At 36.7% G+C, this 19,210-nt stretch carries 13 protein-coding genes, 1 tRNA gene and 1 pseudogene; 1 reads left to right on the forward strand and 14 read right to left on the reverse strand.

Annotated elements, in window-relative coordinates:
• Positions 1 to 81: 81 nt before the first annotated feature.
• From nifJ to LLA01S_RS01680, 14 genes and pseudogenes are all read right to left on the reverse strand, one after another.
• On the reverse strand, positions 82 to 3,753 hold the full coding sequence (gene nifJ / locus LLA01S_RS01610) for a pyruvate:ferredoxin (flavodoxin) oxidoreductase (RefSeq protein ID WP_061777735.1): 3,672 nt from the start codon (positions 3,751 to 3,753) through the stop codon (positions 82 to 84).
• Positions 3,754 to 4,059: 306 nt separating this feature from the next.
• Positions 4,060 to 5,196 carry an ABC transporter ATP-binding protein gene (locus LLA01S_RS01615; RefSeq protein ID WP_061777736.1) on the reverse strand — a complete coding sequence of 379 codons (1,137 nt, stop codon included), beginning with the start codon at positions 5,194 to 5,196 and terminating at the stop codon, positions 4,060 to 4,062.
• A gap of 222 nt (positions 5,197 to 5,418) precedes the next feature.
• Complete coding sequence (locus tag LLA01S_RS01620) at positions 5,419 to 6,447, reverse strand: diacylglycerol kinase family lipid kinase (protein WP_081106864.1); 1,029 nt, start codon at positions 6,445 to 6,447, stop codon at positions 5,419 to 5,421.
• Between the two features lie 140 nt (positions 6,448 to 6,587).
• Positions 6,588 to 8,648 carry an NAD-dependent DNA ligase LigA gene (gene ligA, locus LLA01S_RS01625; protein ID WP_061777738.1) on the reverse strand — a complete coding sequence of 687 codons (2,061 nt, stop codon included), beginning with the start codon at positions 8,646 to 8,648 and terminating at the stop codon, positions 6,588 to 6,590.
• 135 nt (positions 8,649 to 8,783) lie between these two features.
• Positions 8,784 to 8,854: transfer RNA gene (locus tag LLA01S_RS01630), tRNA-Cys, on the reverse strand.
• 726 nt (positions 8,855 to 9,580) lie between these two features.
• Positions 9,581 to 11,016: pseudogene (locus LLA01S_RS01640) on the reverse strand (6-phospho-beta-glucosidase).
• An 89-nt stretch (positions 11,017 to 11,105) separates the two neighbouring features.
• Positions 11,106 to 12,443 (reverse strand): PTS sugar transporter subunit IIC, encoded by a 1,338-nt coding sequence (locus LLA01S_RS01645; RefSeq protein ID WP_021165910.1) that lies wholly within the window; start codon positions 12,441 to 12,443, stop codon positions 11,106 to 11,108.
• A 292-nt stretch (positions 12,444 to 12,735) separates the two neighbouring features.
• Entirely contained in the window at positions 12,736 to 13,464 is a 729-nt protein-coding gene (locus LLA01S_RS01650) for a MurR/RpiR family transcriptional regulator (protein WP_011675490.1), read from the reverse strand.
• Between the two features lie 93 nt (positions 13,465 to 13,557).
• Complete coding sequence (locus tag LLA01S_RS01655) at positions 13,558 to 13,908, reverse strand: PTS lactose/cellobiose transporter subunit IIA (protein WP_061777739.1); 351 nt, start codon at positions 13,906 to 13,908, stop codon at positions 13,558 to 13,560.
• Between the two features lie 82 nt (positions 13,909 to 13,990).
• Entirely contained in the window at positions 13,991 to 14,317 is a 327-nt protein-coding gene (locus LLA01S_RS01660) for a PTS sugar transporter subunit IIB (protein ID WP_011675488.1), read from the reverse strand.
• Positions 14,318 to 14,559: 242 nt separating this feature from the next.
• Positions 14,560 to 15,306, reverse strand: coding sequence for a MurR/RpiR family transcriptional regulator (locus tag LLA01S_RS01665; protein WP_061777740.1), 747 nt, complete (start codon positions 15,304 to 15,306; stop codon positions 14,560 to 14,562).
• Positions 15,307 to 15,421: 115 nt separating this feature from the next.
• The gene (locus LLA01S_RS01670) at positions 15,422 to 15,958 is read right to left on the reverse strand and encodes a YdcF family protein (protein WP_011675486.1); all 537 of its coding nucleotides are present in this window, start codon (positions 15,956 to 15,958) and stop codon (positions 15,422 to 15,424) included.
• 50 nt (positions 15,959 to 16,008) lie between these two features.
• Positions 16,009 to 17,349 carry a DEAD/DEAH box helicase gene (locus tag LLA01S_RS01675; protein ID WP_011675485.1) on the reverse strand — a complete coding sequence of 447 codons (1,341 nt, stop codon included), beginning with the start codon at positions 17,347 to 17,349 and terminating at the stop codon, positions 16,009 to 16,011.
• Positions 17,350 to 17,497: 148 nt separating this feature from the next.
• The gene (locus LLA01S_RS01680) at positions 17,498 to 18,436 is read right to left on the reverse strand and encodes a helix-turn-helix transcriptional regulator (RefSeq protein WP_061777741.1); all 939 of its coding nucleotides are present in this window, start codon (positions 18,434 to 18,436) and stop codon (positions 17,498 to 17,500) included.
• An 86-nt stretch (positions 18,437 to 18,522) separates the two neighbouring features.
• Here LLA01S_RS01680 and LLA01S_RS01685 point away from each other — a divergent pair, with 86 nt between their 5' ends.
• Complete coding sequence (locus LLA01S_RS01685; RefSeq protein ID WP_021165906.1) at positions 18,523 to 19,182, forward strand: FMN-dependent NADH-azoreductase; 660 nt, start codon at positions 18,523 to 18,525, stop codon at positions 19,180 to 19,182.
• The last annotated feature ends 28 nt before the right edge of the window (positions 19,183 to 19,210 follow it).

Consider the following 19,210-nt stretch of genomic DNA (forward strand, 5'->3'; position numbering starts at 1 on the left):
AATTCGGGTTATTTATAGATTTTTGGCTGACGATATAAAAAATTACTGACACAATCATTTCGTCAGTAATTTTCCATTAAATTATTTTTTAGCCGCCCGTTCTGCTTTTCGAGCTGCTCGTCTAGCTTCACGTTCAGGGTCAACTGGGCGTGTCTTTCTTTCTTTTTTAAGATTTGTCTCTGTACTTATCCCTAAGTCAGCATTTTTCTTAGCCAAGGCTTTGGCTTCACGTTCTAAGAATTTATCCAAATCGCCAGATAATCGAGCATAACGCATAAATCTTTTTCGTGAATCTTTGGCTGCTTTATCATAGAGATTCTCAGCATGCTCTGCGTCTACTTTCAATAAATTTCCAAATCGCGATTGAGTAAGTAAAAAGTCTCTAACTTTACCAAAATCAGGTTTTTTGAAATCAAGAATCATCGGATTTTCCCCCAAATCTTCAAGAAGAGGATTGTAGCGATAAAGTTGCCAATAACCAGAATTAACTGCTTCTTTCGCTTCATCGAGCGCTAAATGTATTCCTCCATAAAGGCCATGTGAAATACATGGTGTATACGCAATAATAACTGAAGGACCCTTAAATTTTTCAGCCTCATCAAAAGCTCGAATTGTTTGCATCATATTGGCACCTGAGGCAATTTGAGCGACATAAACTTCTCCGTAAGTCATCAACATTGCGCCCAAATCTTTTTTGGTACTAGATTTTCCGCCAGCAGCAAATTGAGCAATGGCTGAGGCCGGAGTGGCTTTAGAAACTTGTCCTCCTGTGTTAGCATAAACTTCATTATCCATCACCAAGATATTTACATCAGCACCTGAGGCAACGATGTGGTCTAATCCACCAAAACCAATATCATAGGCCCAACCATCTCCTCCAAAAATCCATTGAGTAGGTTTGACGAATTGGTCTTTTTGTTTGTAAATCGCGTCTAATTTAGGAGAATTGAAGTGCTCAGAAGCAAGCATGCCTTTCATTTTTTCAGCACGTGCTCGTGTTCCTTCTGAATCCTCTAAATGTTCCAGCCAATCTTTGGCCAGATTTTGTAACTCAGCCGACATTTCTGGAAGTGCTTCAAGAACCTCTGCTGCTAGCTTTTGGCGACGCGTTTGCGATGCCAACCACATTCCATAGCCATATTCAGCATTATCTTCAAAAAGTGAATTTGACCAAGCTGGTCCTTGTTCCTGCTCATTTGTTGTATAAGGGGTCGCTTGTGTTCCACCATAAATAGCTGAACAGCCGGTCGCATTAGAAATCATCATCCGGTCGCCAAACATTTGGGTCAATAATTTGATATATGGTGTTTCACCACAGCCAGAGCAAGCTCCCGAAAATTCAAAGAGTGGTTTTTCAAACTGACTGGCAACAATTGTCCCTGGACGAGCTGGATTTTCTTTTGTTTTAAGCGTTTGTGCAAAAGCCCAATTGACTGATTCTTTTTCTTGACCTTCGTAAGGAATCATTTTCAATGCTTCACCTTTTTTAGGACAAGCTTCAACACACAAACCACATCCTGTACAGTCTTCAACTGAAACCTGAATACGATATTTTAAACCATCAGATCCTTTGTAATCCATAACATGAAAACCTTCAGGTGCTTGGTTCCATTCGTCTTCATCAACCAAAAATGGACGAATAGCGGCGTGCGGACAAACGAACGAGCATTCATTACATTGAATACATGCTTGAGCATTCCATTCTGGGATTTCCAAAGCAATCCCTCTTTTTTCAGAAGCCGTGGTCCCCAAAGGTTCGTCACCAAAAGTCATGCCATTATCTACTAAAGTTTGAACTGAAAGCTCATCCCCCTCAAAGGCATTGGTTTTATTTACAATCTCAAAAACATATTTTTTACGAGCCGTTTCTTTCGTAACTGCTTCTATAACATTTTCTGTAGTTTCAGCCCAGCCTTCTGGAACAATCACTTCGTGCAACCCATTTAAAGCAAGGGCCATGGCCTTCAAATTTTGTTCAACAATAGTTGGTGATTTTTTAGCATACTTTTGTGCATCTTTTTTCAAGATTTCATAAGCTTCATCAAAAGGCATGACATGAGCTAATTTGAAAAAAGCCACTTGCATAATTGTATTAATTCTGCGTTCCATTCCTGTTTCATGAGCAATTTTCATGGCATCAATGGTATAAAAACGAATATTATTTTCAGCAATATACCGTTTCATCTCATTTGGAAGATTTTTTGATAAATGCTCCAAATCCCAACTTGTATTTAAAAGGAAAACTCCGCCTGCTTTTAATCCCTTAGTTAGGTTGTACTTACGAACGTAGGTCATATTATGGCAGGCCACAAAATCAAGAGTGGCAGTCATATATTCGGAATTAATTGGTGAATCGCCAAAGCGCAAATGCGAAATGGTCAGACCACCAGATTTTTTAGAGTCATACTCAAAAGCAGCCTGAACGTACTTGTCAGTATGGTCTCCAATAATTTTGATTGCTGCCTTATTTGCTCCAACCGTTCCGTCAGAGCCAAAGCCCCAGAATTTTGCTTGAAAAGTATCTGATGGTGTCAAATCAAGTACTGACAGGTTTTCAAGAGATAAATTTGTGACATCATCAGTAATTCCAATGGTGAAAATACGTTTTAGATTTTCCTTAAGCAACTCATCAAAGATGCTGACAATGTGCTCTGGTCGAGTATCTTTCCCACCAATTCCGTAACGGCCACCAATCACTTCTTTGACATTACTATTAAAAAGTGCGGATTGAACATCAAGAAACAGCGGTTCGCCATTTGATCCTGCTTCTTTTGTCCGGTCCAAAACGGCCACTGATGTCACTGTTTTTGGCAATTTTTCAAGGAAATTTTCCATTGGAAATGGACGATATAGATGAATATTCAAAAATCCAACTTTGCGACCTTGAGCATTCAAATAGTCCACTGTTTGCTCAATTGTTCCTGCGACTGAACCCATAGAAACAATGACTTCTGTCGCATCAGGTGCACCATAATAATTGACCAAGTCATAGTCTGTTCCACGAAGTTCATTAATCTTGCCCATATATTTTTGGACAATTTCAGGAAGGGCTTCGTAATATGCATTGACTGTTTCTCTTTGTTGGAAATAAATATCTGCATTTTGATTGATTCCTGAAACCGTTGGATGGTCAGGATTCATTGCACGTGCACGAAAATCGGCCAATTTTTCTTGGTTGACCATTGGTAGTAAATCTTGATAATTGATGACATCTATTTTTTGAATTTCATGAGAAGTTCTAAAGCCATCAAAGAAGTTTAAGAATGGGACTGAGCCTTCTAGTGTTGCTAAGTGTGCAACTGCTGACAAATCCATGACTTCTTGTACAGATGACTCTGCAAGCATGGCAAAACCAGTTGTTCTGGCCGACATGACATCGGACTGGTCGCCAAAAATATTGAGCGCCCCAGCCGCTACGGCACGAGCTGCTACATGAATAACTGCTGGTAAAAGTTCTCCAGCCATTTTGTACATATTTGGGAGCAACAAAAGGAGCCCTTGCGAAGCTGTATAAGTTGTCGCAAGCCCTCCTGCTTTAAGAACACCGTGCATGGCACCTGCTGCACCGGCTTCTGATTGTAGTTCGGTAATCTTTACTCTTTGTCCCCAGATGTTTTTACGTCCAGCAACTGACCAAGCGTCAGTATAATCTGCCATCGGAGAACTTGGAGTAATTGGATAAATTACGGCAATTTCTGAAAAAGCGTAAGCAATATGAGCCGCCGCCATGTTTCCGTCCATTGTTTTTTTCATTTTTTCAAACCTTCTCAGGAGAGCATTTATTCGATATTTTTACGGCATAAAGAGCGGTGTCGGTGTTCTTTATGTGATTTATTACTAAATCGAAAAAGACGAGAGCTTTCCTAATAATATTATTTTGACTATGTTCATTTTAGCATTTTAAAATTAAAAAGTTGAACCTGCTTAGTGTCAATTATCTTTGACATTATCTTTGTTAAAGCCTTGGTTATCCGCTCTGTCAGTAACCTTATTATTTACATAGAAAAAAAGATTCCATCAATTAATGACAGAATCTTATGGATTTAGAGGGCTTAAAATTTAATCAACGATCCGGTGTTCAGTTTGAGCGTCAAAGAAATGTGATTTATTCAAGTTCAAAGCAACTGTAATTTTTTCTCCTGGATTACGGAAATCACGCGCTTCAACACGAGAAACAAATTCAGTTGAATCAGCTTTAAGATAAAGCATTGTTTCAGCACCTAGGAGTTCAGAAACGACAACTTCTGCCTCAATGGTTTGATTTGGATAAGCTTGTTGTGCCAAATTGCTTGCTTGAATATCTTCTGGACGGATTCCAAGAATCACTTCTTTTCCTTCGTAACCTTGTTCTTTAAGCAATTTTGCTTTTCCTTCAGGAAGGTCCATATTTAATCCTTCATTATTTGTCAATTTTCCACCGGTAACTTTGACATTAAAGAAATTCATAGCTAGACTTCCGATAAACCCAGCAACAAATTTATTTGCTGGTTCATTGTAAAGTTCTTGAGGCGTTCCGATTTGTTCCACACGCCCCACTGTCCCAGTCTTATCTGAGTTTGGTGATGAAGACATGATAACAATACGGTCAGCAAGTGTCATTGCTTCAGTTTGGTCATGGGTAACGTAAATGGTTGTTGCACCAATACGACGGTGAATTTTCGCAATTTCTGTCCGCATAGAAACACGGAGTTTAGCATCCAAGTTTGACAAAGGTTCATCCATAAGAAAGACCTTAGCATCACGGACAATCGCATGTCCCATTGCTACACGTTGACGTTGACCACCTGATAAATCAGCGGGTTTACGATCAAGCAAGTCAGTCAATCCAAGAATAGCTCCTGCTTCATCAACACGACGTTTGATTTCATCTTTTTTGAATTTACGAAGTTTCAAACCAAAGGCCATGTTGTCAAAAACAGTCATGTGTGGATAAAGCGCATAGTTTTGGAAAACCATAGCGATATCACGGTCTTTTGGAGCGACGTCATTCATGACCTTACCATCAATTTTAAATTCACCTTCGGTAATATCTTCAAGTCCAGCAACCATCCGTAAAGTTGTCGATTTCCCACAACCTGAAGGTCCAACGAATACGATAAATTCTTTGTCTTTGATATCAATGTTGAAATCTTCAACGGAATATTGAGTGGCATTGGGATATTTTTTGTAAATTTTGTCTAAAACAAGTGTTGTCATTATTTCTCCTCTAGTAACTTTTGTTCTTTGTTTATATTCTACTGTAAACGTTTTCTAAAAACAATAAGATAAGTGCCTAAATCTTTTGGGCAGTTTGCACAAATTACTGACAGGCTAGCAATTAAACCACACTCTTATTCATAAATTTAAAATTATCTTTTCTTTTTGCTGACAGCATCAAAAAAAGTCACTGACAACTCTGTCAGCAACTTTTATCATTTATTAATCTGTTTCATCTTCATCTTTAATCTTATTTGCTTCTTCAGCAAATTTTTGAGCAACTGCTTCCAAAGCTAAAGTTTCTTCATCGCCAATATAATGGTCATCATTGATTTCATCAAGATTGACATACATATCCAAATGCCCTTTTAAATTATCAAATTGAACAGGAGCATCTCCGCCATATTCACCATCCAAATTAAGAAGGATTGATTGTCCACCTAAAGCTTCTATCTCAATTTTACTTGTTTTTATATACTCCAAATTAACATCATCCAAATGTTTTCCATTGGCTACAATTGCAAGTAAAGCAATCAATTCAAATAAATTATCAGTTTTTACTAAAATAAGTGTGAACAGTCCATCATCTAACTTTGCATCAGGCGCAATCTTTTCAAAACCACCAACTGAATTAGTCAGTGCCGCAAAAAACATTGAAATATCACCTTCAAAGACACCCTCATCATGAACAACACGAACTGGTGCTTTGCGGACACGAGGTAAAAGTTCTGCACCTTTAGCTAAATAAGCCAAATAACCAAATGCTGTTTTTAAATGGCTAGGAACTCTGTAAGTAAGTTCTGTCAATCCTCCACCAGCAGCAATATTAATAAAATATTGCTCATCTTTGGTCTCTTTAATAATGGCATGACCAACGTCAATATTTAAAATTTGATTTTTACCAATGATTTCGATTGCTTCCAGTGGTTTTCCTCGTGGAATCTTCAGTGCTCTTGCAAAATCATTAGTTGTTCCCGTTGGGACAATGGTCAATCGTGGTCGTTTCTCAAAGGGAGAAATTCCGGCCACAACTTCATTGATTGTGCCATCTCCACCTGCTGCAATGATTAAATCAAATCCAGCTTGCGTTGCTCGTGCTGCTTCTTTCTTAGCCGAATCTTGTTCTGCTGTCGTTTGATAAGCACTTGCTTCATACCCATATTGCTCTAATTTATCCAAAATATCAGCAATATGTTTTTTTATAATTTCTTGACCCGATGTCGGATTGTAAATCAATCTCGCCTTCATCATTTCCCCCGAAAACTTCTCATCCATTCTTTTTAAATTATTTACTGACGGCTTTGTCAGAGAGTAGCCCTTAGGCTTTTACAATTCTGTCAGTAAATCTCTTTTTTATATAAAGTCTGCTCTAAACTCCAAGATAAATTATTTTATAAATCAAGTAAATCTTGTTCTGACCAGATTTCGATTCCTAAATCCTGAGCTTTTGTCAATTTACTTCCAGCTTCTTCACCAGCAACCACTAAATCAGTCTTCTTAGAAACAGAGCCCGAAACATTTGCTCCTAAAGCTTCCAATTTTTCTTTAGCCTCTTTTCGTTTCAAGGTCGTTAATTTACCAGTCAAAACAACCGTCTTCCCCGATAATATTCCTTCAACATTAACTGCGCCTAAATATGCAAAATTCAAACCAGCATTCTCTAGTTCATCCAGTAAAGTTTTGGCTCCAGCTGTTTCAAAATATGAAACCACAGCTGTAGCAATTACCCCACCAAGTGACGGAATTTCCGAAATTTCTTCTTCACTTGCTTGAGAAAGAGCTCTAAGATTAGCAAAACGTTCTAATAATAATTTAGCAGCTTTACCACCTACGTGGCGAATTCCTAAACCAAAAAGTAATTTTTCCGCTGAATTTTCACGGCTTTGCGCAATTGCAGATACAATTTTTTGAGCCAAAGTTTCTTTGACTTTATCGAGGGTCAGTAAATCTTCAACGGTCAATTGATATAAATCAGCAACATCAGTGACTAATTTTTTATCAAAAAGTTGTGAAATTACTGATGGCCCCAAGCCAACAATATTCATCGCATCACGACTAGCAAAATGAATTAACTTCTCTCGGATTTGAGCAGGACACAAAGGATTAACACAACGTAATGCCACCTCATCCTCAAAATGGATCAAATCTGAATCACATTCCGGACATTGAGTTGGAATTTTTACACGATTATCTTCTCGCTTTGAGAAAACTAATCCTTTCTCTACACTTCGTCTACCAAATCTTGTCCAAACATATTTGTTAGCTCGATGAGTTTTACGAAGATGTTTAGCTGGTTTTCGCTTCTCCAGAAGGACCTTACCAACTTTAGGAATAATATCTCCCGCCTTGTAAATCATTACTTTATCATGATTACGGATATCTTTTTCTTGGATATAATCCACATTATGCAAAGTTGCCCTTGCAACCGTTGTTTGTGCCAAAAGAACAGGTGTCATATTTGCTGTTGGTGTGACAACGCCTGTACGGCCGACCGTCCAATCAACAGATAAAATTTCCGTTTCCGCCTGTTCAGCTGGAAATTTATATGCGATAGCCCATCGAGGGGCTTTAACCGTAAAACCTAATTCCTCTTGCTCAGCAAGATTATTGACTTTGATAACCACACCATCAATATCGTAAGGCAATTCGTCACGCAAGCGAGTTGCTTCTTCAATAAATTCCCATATTTCATCCAAATTTCGAGCAAATTTACGCTCAGGATTGACTTGAAATCCAAGTTCTTCGAAATATTCTAATACTTCTTCTTGCGTATCATTGGTTGCCGGACTTGCTTCTTGATAAAGGAAAGTTGCCAAACCACGTTTAGCTACGATTTTTGTATCTAGCTGACGTAAAGTCCCTGCTGCTGCATTTCTAGGATTGGCAAAAGGAGCTGCTCCTGCAAGTTCACGCTCAGCATTTAATTTAGCAAAATTTTGACGCGGTAAATAAGCCTCTCCCCGCACCACAATATCAATGGCTTCTTTTAATTTTAAGGGAACGTCTTTAATCCGTTTTACATTTTCTGTGATATTTTCACCAGTTGTTCCATCACCACGGGTTGCTGCAGTCACGAGTAAGCCATTCTCATAGTAAAGAGATAGCGAAAGACCATCGATTTTTAATTCACAAATGTATTCTGGATTAACAATCTCTTTGCGGACACGCTCTTCCCAAAGGGATAATTCTTCCCGCGAAAAAACGTCCCCTAAACTATAAAGATTATAAGGATGTCGAAATTTCACAAAGCCATCTAAAATGACGCCACCAGTCCGATGAGTGGGAGAATCTGCTCTCACTAACTGAGGATTTTCTTGCTCCAATTTCACTAATTCATGATATAGGCGGTCGTACTCACTATCCTCTACAGACGGCTCATCTAAAGTATAGTATTCATAGGCAAATTGATTAAGCTGATCCGTAAACTCTTTAATTTTTGACTCGATATTCATAGCTCCTATTTTAACACAAAAGACGGGTTAGTATGATTACCAAAACACATCAAATCCTCTAAGTTTTCTTTAATAAATTGATTCAATAAAAAAATAAAAACTCGCTCTTTTAAGCAAGTTTTTATTTTTTTAGTAAGGCGACGGTCGGATTTGAACCGACGATTAAGCTTTTGCAGAGCCATGTGTTACCACTTCACTACGCCGCCACAACATTAACTATTATAGCGGAAAAATAAATTTATGGCAAGCATGAACTACAACGCCCCTTTTCAATCATTTAAAACAACACTTCTTGTAATACATTCCAAAAGTTTTATTAATTCTTTAGTGCGACGAGTTGATATTCCTCAGTATTGATGAGAATCTAATTTTCAATTTCAAAATTTGTTTCTTCGTCTATAAATACTAAATCGCGATAAACGTTGTCCCTGCTGACAACATAAAACCTTTTTCCATCTTTTTGAATTAAAAAATCGCCAACTAAAGCCAAATCACCTGATATTGACTCAAAATTTAAGACATTTTTATTCTATTCATTCCAAGACAGTCGTGCCTGTTCAAAGGCATGTCTAACCCATATTTCACGAATTGGTTGATGCGAAATTTTCCAGACTTCTACAAGCTGTCCCCTATATTTTTGCTTGCATGAAACCCCTTTCTGTTACACATGAACTACTCAGTAAAGATATTTTAGCAAAATGCACGAATTTGTCAAAAGCCTTTTAGAATTTTAATCACTCTTTTTTGCATATTGAAAACGTTTTTTACAATCAAGTATCTAATAATCCGAAATTTTTATCTTACAAAACTTCTTGTCTCCTTAAAATATTGATAAAATACACAGATGTACCCTTTATACTACCTTTTCCTATTTTGAAGTGTTTTTTTTACATTATAGTAAAAATAAAAAGACACTTTCGTGTCTTTCAATTTTAAAGTTCTTCACCATTGGTTGCAATAACTTTCTGATACCAATCAAATGAATCTTTTTTAGAGCGTTTTAATGTTCCATTTCCTTCATTATCTTTGTCCACATAGATGACACCATAGCGTTTTTTCATCTCACCGGTTCCAGCAGAAACGAGGTCAATAAAGCCCCAAGGAGTATATCCCATTAAGTCAACCCCATCATATTCAACAGCTTCTTTCATTGATTCTATATGAGCTTTTAAATATTCAATTCGATATGGGTCGTGAATACTTCCATCAGCTTCAACTTCATCTACAGCACCAAAGCCATTTTCAACAATGAAAAGGGGTTTTTCATAACGTTCATAGAACCAATTCATCGCATAACGTAAACCTAATGGGTCAATTTGCCACCCCCATTCAGAAGCCTTAACATAGTTATTTTTAACTAAATCTTTATCTTCGTTATAATCAAAAGTTGGCGCTTTTCCATGGTCCTTAATTGCAAAACTCATATAGTAAGAAAAACCAATATAATCAACTTTTTATTTTTCAAAACTTCTAAGTCTTCATCACTAATATCAAGTTTAAATTCTTTGCGTTCAAAATAAGCCTTTAAATAGCTTGGATAATGTCCGCGAACGTGGACATCTGCAAACCAATAACGACGTTGCATAGCAACGGTTGAAGCCATCATGTCTTCCGGTTTACAAGTTGCAGGATAAATCGGACACATGGCAATCATACAACCAATTTGGAAATCAGGATTAATTTTATGTCCCAACTCTACAACTTTGGCCGAGGCAACAAGTTCATAATGAGCCGCTTGATACATGATTTCTTCACGCTCTTTTTCGCTTGCTCCCTCTGGAAATTTCAAACCAGAATTGGTAAAAGGAGCAAAGTCGCGCATAAAGTTTGCTTGGTTATTAATTTCATTGAAAGTCATCCAATACTTAACTTTATCTTTATAACGATTCATCACTACTTCTGAAAAATGGAAAAAGAAATCAATGAGTTTTCGGTTTCGGAATCCACCATACTCTGTCACTAAATGATAAGGAAGTTCAAAGTGAGAAAGAGTAATGACAGGTTCAATACCATTTTTTAAACATTCATCAAATAAGTCATCATAGAATTGCAAGCCCTCTTCGTTAGGTTCAGACTCATCTCCCTTAGGAAAAATGCGTGTCCAAGCAATAGATGTTCTAAAACAATTTAAACCGAGTTCTGCAAAAAGCGCTACATCTTCTTTATAGTGGTGATAGAAATCAATAGCTTCATGATTAGGGTAATTTTCTCCCTCAATTACTCCATTTGTGATTTTTCTTTCTACGCCATTACTACCTGCTGTCATCACATCTGCTACGGAAACTCCCTTTCCACCAGCATTCCAGCCTCCTTCAAGTTGATGTGCAGCAACTGCTCCTCCCCAGAGGAAGTCTTTTTTTAAAGTCATAATTTCTCCTTGTAATTATTAGAATTATTAAATTATCATTTCTTAACAAGATAAGCTCAAGAAGTCTTGAGCTCATCTAAATTTTGCAATTATTCTGCAGCATTAATTCCAGCTTCTGTTTCAGCTTCTTCTTTCAGAAGAATATTGTCATAAGCTTTGGCAAATGGCCAATAGAGAACTGTGGTCAAAGCAAGAATAATAATTTGCCAAACCATACCTTGCCAGCCACCTACTAGATATCCTGACAAGACCGCAGGGGTTGTCCAAGGAACATAGGCACCATTAAATGGTGGAATGATTCCTAGATAAATCACTAAGTAAGTCAAAATTCCTGAAATCAACGGAGCCAAGATAAATGGAATAGCAAGGATTGGATTCAAAACGATAGGAAGTCCGAACAGAATAGGTTCGTTGATATTGAATACTGCAGGTCCAATTTCCATTCGTCCTAAAGTTTTACCTTGAACTGATTTTGCACTCACTAAGAGGAAGATAACTAAACCAATGGTCAAACCAGAACCAGTAACTGTCAAGTATTGGTCCATAAATGATTGAGTAACGATATGGGCGCCATTTGACAGGATAAGATGTCCTGCTTTGTAGAGAGCAGCATTGTCAGCAGAGTTTGCTTGAAGCAATGGTCCCATAATCCCACCAATGATTGTCGCTCCGTGAACACCGAACCACCAGATAAATACTGGCATAAAGGCAATAACGAAGACCCCAACCGGACCGTCAGTTACGTGTTGCAATGGTGTTTGAATCCATTTATAAACTAACTCAATGAAAGTTGTATTGAAGCCAATCGTTGTGATTCCATGAACCACACCAGCCATTGTAATGATTGCTCCTGCAGGTACAAGTGAAGTAAATGATGCGGCAACATTTTCTGGAACTTGTTCTGGCATTTTGATTGTGATGTTCCGACGCATAAAGCCAGTGTAAATCCAACCTACTAAGAGTCCAACGATGATTGAGAGAACCATCCCTTTACCACCTAACCAAGCTCGGTCAATGACACCACCTACTTGAAATGCTGTTGATGTTTTAGTTGGGTCAGTAACACTTGTTACTTGATGGATTGTGTCTGGTTGCAACAAGATGTGAACAATGACACCTGTTAAACCAGCGGGTACTCCTTCATAACCTGCATCTCGAACCCAAGCGTAAGCAATACCGAACACGGCAATCAAAGCCATAATACCAAATGAAGCATTATTAATTTGTAAAAAGAGTGGGCCCAATTTGATTTTGTTCATGAAGTCTTGTCCTGCCTGGAATGGCAGTTGACCAAGAATCAAGAATACTGAACCAATAATGATAAATGGGATAGGATAAATCATACCATTTTTGATTGCCGTGACTGCACGGGTATTCAAAAATTTCATCATTGGAGGCATGATTTTGTTTTGAATAAAATTGTTCATGGTTGAACAGTCTCCTTTACTTTTTTTGATGAACTGGTTTCACGTTCATCTTTTCTACATTTTCATTATAGCATTAATAGGCAAAGCAAAGAAAGCGGTTTCTTATTTTTCCATCACTTTGGTTCTGTGTCACTTTTGAAGACTCCTGTACCAAAATTGTCATATAAGTTTCCTTTAAGCTTGCGAGGTTCAGCCTTGATAATTATATTTGTTATCTCAATTTAACTTTTTTACTTTTAGATATCAAACCATTAGGAACGACTGAGCATAGAAAAAAGCCAGATTGGCTTTTTTAATGGGAACGTTGATAAACGAGATCTGTTAAACGTTCTGTCAAATAGACCGTAGGTAATTGACTCGTTAAGTCATAATGCGTGTTAATTCGGTGTTCATTGATTCGATAGGTCAGGACAAAATCACTCAGTTCGGCGATACTCGAATTAATTTTGGGCGTGATACTCGAAATATAAACATCTTTATTTGACCGAAGACTCGTCAATACTTCAATGATTTCATTAGTTTCACCTGAAATGGATAAAGCAATTACTAAAGTATTGGTTGTATTTTGCAACTTTGAAGCAATCGGATAAGTTACATCGCTAAATGAAAAAGTATTAATGCCCACACCAGCTAATCTTCTAGCTGCATAATCACAGATTAAACCACTTGAGCCAACTCCGGTAAAAATGATATTATCACTTTCAATCACACGTTGCGCTAAATTATCTAAACGCTGTTCAACGTCTCCTGAAAAAATATCTAATGAGAAAGGAATAGCAGTGTTAGAAATTCCTTTTTCCAGCTCTTTTTTATCAATAATATATTCTTTAAAATCCGTGTATGAATCATAACCCATTTTATGTATTAAACGCATGACGCTTGAAGTTCCAACATGGGACTCTAAAGCAATGTCACGGACGCGTAAATAAGGGATTTTATCAACATTATCGCGAAGATAACTGTAGCAAGTCCTTTCTGTATAGGTTAATTTTTGAAAGTCAACATTTCCAAAAAAACTCATTTTCTACTCCTTTCTTACTCAACGATTTTTGTTAGAAAAAAGTTGCGTCTCCGCAACTTTTAATCTTGCTTTTCTAATAAGCTAGGAGCTGTATTATTTGTTTTCAAGTGCTTGAAGGCGTCGTTCTTGACCAACAACTTCTACTGCAAGGTATTTAAAGGTAATAGCATTCATCAAATGGTCTTGAGCGTGAACCATGTAAAGATTCCAGCCGATTTTTTCTCCTTGTGCCAAACGTGTTAAGAGATCTGTTTGAACATCATGGGCTTCACGAAGTTGTTCACTCGCTTCATTTAATGAGCTTTCTGCTTCTGCAAATTTTCCATCTTTAGCTTGTTGAATGGCTTGGAAGGCTAAACCTTTGGCGTTTCCTCCACTCATGATAATGCCCATTACCACACCCATGTAGTCATCACTTGTTGGATTCTCGTACTTATCAGTCATTTCTTATATTCCGTTTCTGTTTATACTTATTTTTACATAGTAAAAGAGCTTTCGCCCTCCCACAGGTTTAATAAACCAAAGCTTAATTCATCAAATTTTCAGCAGCTGCGAGAACTTTATCCCCACGCATCATTCCGTAATCTTGCATTTTAATCACGTCCATTGGAACGCCAGCAATTTCTGCCTTTTTAGCAACTTCACCTTTCATGAAGGCAACTTGTGGGCCTAAAAGTAAAACGTCTGGTTTTGGTGAACCTGTTCCTGCAAGCATATTATCAATGTCTGCTGTTGATTTTGCGAAAATTTCGTAATCTTTTCCGTTTTCTGCTGCTGCTTTTTGCATTTTTGATACTAAAAGTGATGTTGACATACCGGCTGCACATGCAAGTGCAATAACTTTATCTGCCATAATTATTTCTCCTTATTCTTAACGTTTTATAATTTAACGTTCTTTATAAAAATAATTACAACGTTTTCATTTTCATAATGCAAGCGTTATCTATTTTTTTGAAAGTGCTTTACAAAATAATTGAAAAGTCTACTCATCTGCTTTAAATCAGCCTTTTTGAGCTTTTGGACTAATATATTAAAAATCCTACTATCAAATAGTAGGATTTTGAAATATTTGTTTCTTCATTTGGAACAAATTTATCATTTTTTAACAAGATAATCAATTGACTTGTGAGCTAAAATTTCTAAAATAGCGAGTACTGGAAGTTGAGTAGTCAAATTTCCTAAAGGATATTGCTTAGACCATTCATTAACAAGATTATAAGAGAGTTGATGATCAGCGAGTCTAGCTACCGTACAATCTTCATTATTCGTAATTGAAATAATTTTTGCACCACCAGATTTAAATTCTAATTCTTTATTGACAACTTGTTCAGTTTCTCCGGATACGGACATAATCACCGCAACAACATTCCCCATCCCTTGAACTTGAACAGCTTGAAAGGGGTCAGAGATGACAAAACTTCGCAGGCCTGTATTTACAAAATACTTCGTTGCATACTCACTTAATGACCCAGAAGTTCCTAGTCCCAAAAAAACAGTATAATCAGCTTTAGCAATCATTTGAGCAGCATTATTAAGTTTGGCTTGGTAATTATCTGTATTCATTCGACTTAAAAACATATTAAATTCAAGCATATTATCATAGTGCTGTTCTTCTGGTGTTTTTTCTTTCAATTGATTTTTAAGATAAAATTTTAGGTCAGCCCAACCTTCAAAACCAAGTTTTGTACATAAACGAACAATTGTTGACGTTGACACGTGAACCTGACTTGCCAAATCCCGAATGGTCATTTGTTGAACTTCTTCGGGTGATTTTATGATGAAATCAAAAACTAAGGTTTCAAGCTCATTAAGTTTACTAATTTGTTCTGGTAGAAAAATCATTTATTATTCTCCATGTTTAGAATTAATTAGGATAGAATTATCAGTCTCATTGCTAATTATCATATTCGCTGATAAAGTATCTAACTAAAACATAAATCTACTGACAGAGTTATTTTTATCCCGTTCCAAAGACAAAAGCATAAATTAAACCAAGTACTTCATGACCATAATAATTCGGATAATAAAGCGGATTTGTCACCTCAGTTTTCGCAGCATATCCCTCTACTTTTAGCCCTTGACGGCTTGCTAAATACAAAGCACGATAGAGATGAAAATCATTGGTCACCACCACTGTTTTCCCATGAAAATATTTTTTGGAATAGCTCAAATTCTCTGCGGTATCTGTCGCTTTATTTTCACTGATAATCCTGTCAGCACTAATCGCGTGTGCCATCAAATATTTTTTCATACTAAAAGCTTCGCTGACAGGTTCGTCAGCTCCTTTAGCTCCCGAAACAATGATTTTTGCTTGTGGATTCTTAGCGGCAAGTAAGAGTGCTGCGTCAAGACGTTCTTGAGTTATTTTTGCCGGTTGCTCGTCAGCATTTATCCGTGAACCTAATACTAAAATCGTATCAATATCTCTGGCTTTATCCGCTGTTCTGTCATTAGACTTACTAAAAATCAATCCTAAACAAACAAGCAAAATCAATAGAATTGCTCCAAGAAAAAAGCTTAAAATTTGATAAATTTTTTCATCAATTAGAAACTTTGCTTACGAGAATCACGTGTTTTACGGGCATTTTTATTGCGCTCTGCACGACGATTCTTTTTGTTTTCTTCTTCAATTTGCCATTTAATAGCACGTTTATAGCCTGGTTTGACTTTTTTCTTTCCTTTAGCCAAGGCTCCACGAGTAGCAAGTGAAATTTCATCTTGTTTTTTCGTCCGTTTTTCACGACGGTCACGATCATAAGAATCTACAATTTCGCCATCTTTGACAGCCTTAGGTTGAAAAGTTACACCCATTTTTTCGATTTCACGAATGCTTGAATCATCAGAAGGGCTGTAAAGTGTAATCGCTGTACCACGTAATCCATTACGTCCAGAACGTCCAACACGGTGAACAAAGAAAGTCAAGTCTTTTGGAATTTCATCATTGATAATATGTGAAACTCCTTCGATATCAATTCCACGCGCTGCAATATCAGTCGCAACAACATATTGATAATCAAGATTTTTAATTGAATTCATGATACGTTTACGCTCACGTGGTGGCACGTCACCATGAATTTTTGCCACTTTAAGACCATTACTTGTCAAGAAATGATGAATATCATCAACACGTCCTTTTGTATTAGCAAAAATCATTGCCATATAAGGATTGAGTGCTTTAGTCAATTGAAGTAAAAGTTGATTATGTGAACTTCCTTTTGTTGAAACTAACCAGTTTTCAATGGTATCTGAAATGACTGTTTTATTTGCAATTTTTTCCATGACTGGATTATGCAAATATTTTTTCAAGAAAGGTTGCAGTTTTTGAGGAATTGTTGCTGAAAAGACTAGCATTTGCACACGTTTACCAAAGCTTGAAGCAATTTGGTCAACATCTGCCAAAAAGCCCATGTCAAGTGTCATATCCGCCTCATCGACAACAAATGTCCTTGCTGTATGAACAACCAAGGCATTAGACTTAACTAAATCATGGATCCGACCTGGTGTCCCAATAACGATATGTGGCTGTGCTGCTTCTAATTTTTTAATTTGGCGGGCTTTATCTGTTCCACCGACAAAGTTTGAAACGCGAATTTTGCCATTTACTTTCACAAATTCTTGAGCAGCTTTGTAGATTTGTGTCGCTAATTCGCGAGAAGGTGCCGTGATGACTGCTTGCACTTCATCAAGTTCAGGATTAATATTCTGGAAAATTGGCAATAAAAAGGTATGCGTTTTACCAGAACCTGTTTTAGATTCCCCTACCAAATCACGTCCAGAAAGGACAATAGGAATCAATTTTTGTTGTACTTCAGTAGGTTTTTCAAATTTGATATTCTCTAAAGTTTGGTTGATATAATCTTTAAAATTAAAGTCTGTAAATTTCATTTTTTTCTTTCATTTGTTGAGGATCATTCGTTACATTTTAAAAATTAACGAATATCTGTTAAACATTAATTTATCCATGGAAGGGACTTTTTTCTATTATATCAGAAAAAAAACATTTAAGAAACCTGTCCTTCCCCTTGTGACGGACTTATTCTTGGTAAACCGCCTTCATTTCCGAAAGCTGTTTGAGATAGCTGTCAATCAGTGCTTGCGGTTCTTCAATAACTAGATGATTTCCATAAGAACAAAGGTAATGAGTCATATAGGTCAGCTCGTCCACGTGATAAGCACCTACAAGATAAGCAATCCCAGCAATTTCTTCTAGGTGCATATTCGGATAATGGTGCTTGAGATATAACTCCTTTCCAAAATCTGTCAGTCGACAGCGAAAGGGGATGTCATGATAATTTTTCTCATAAGTCTCTTGTATCATTTTTAATTCAGATAGTTTTTTAGTTTGACGACCATCATCAATGATTTCGACCTCTGACATGTAATCACAACGATAAGTTCCCCATTTTTCTTGGTTAACATCATAGGCACTACAAATCCACAAGCCATTTCGATAAAATATTTCGTAAATTTGAAGCTCAATTTTTTTTATTTCATACTGTGAATAAGTCATTTTGACAATTTTCTCTGACAAAATCGCTGTCATCAGTAATTTCAAATCAGTCACTTTACTGACAGGCGCAATTCCGTAAAAATTAACTACTGTCAGCATTTTACTGATATATTCTTGCTGACTTTCAGGTAAAGTTGCGGATAATTTTTGCCGAATATGACGGTAAGATTTTTCAAAAGGACTACTTGAAAGTAGTTTTAGGGCATCTAAGGCAAAGAAAATAGCTTCAATTTCATCATTATTAAAATAAACCGGTGTCCATAAGCCTTGATTAATCAACTTATATCCGCCATATCTCCCATTTTCGGTATAAAAGGGCAGACCCATCCCTTGTAATTCTTCAACATCTCTTAGGGCTGTTCTTTTTGAAATCTGAAATTCTTCCATCAAATCTTTGAGCTGAAATCCTTCCTTATTTCCTAAAAAAATAAGTTCCTGATTTAATCGTTCTGCCTTTTTCATTAATATTTTCCTTTATTTTAAAGGTGTCTTATTTTATCACCTTTATGCTTTATAATTATTTTATCAAAAGAAATGAGGAACTATCATTGAAAACTTTATTAATTAACGCTCATCCCGATTTTAATAATTTTAATCACTTTTCCAATCAACTTCAAGAACTATTTTTAGCTAATTACAAGAGTCAATTTTCCGAAGATGATCTGACTATTTTTAATCTTTATGACCTTGATGGCAATTTGCCACGAATTGAGCAAAATCAACTGCTCAAAATTTGGGACAAAAAAGCTGCTGACAAAAAATTATCTGCTGACGAGCTTAATATTGCCCAGACTTCTGAACGACTATTAAAAGAGTTTAAGGAACATCATCGCCTAGTCATTGTCACACCTTTGCATAATTTTAATATTACTTCACGCCTTAAAGATTACATTGACAATATCCTAATTGCTCGTGAAACCTTCAAATATCTTGATTTCCCTGATGAGAAAGGGAAAGTATCTACCGGATTGATGACTGATGATTACAGAGCGCTTTTACTCTTTGCTAGTGGTTCAGTTTATAGCGAAAATAATTTTTATCAAGACTTAGACTTTGCTCCACAATATCTCAAAATGATTTTTTCAGAAATCATGGGCTTTGATACTTTTGAAATTGTCCGGGCTGAAGGTACCGCCACTTTAGCTAAAAATAAAATTCTTGATAAAGCAAAAGAAAATTTGGACAAAGCTTTAAAAAACTTCTACTAAAAATTACTGACAGCTGACCATGATTGCA

Origin of the sequence: Lactococcus cremoris subsp. cremoris NBRC 100676 (genome assembly GCF_001591705.1) — a bacterium.
Classification (GTDB): Bacteria; Bacillota; Bacilli; order Lactobacillales; family Streptococcaceae; genus Lactococcus; species Lactococcus cremoris.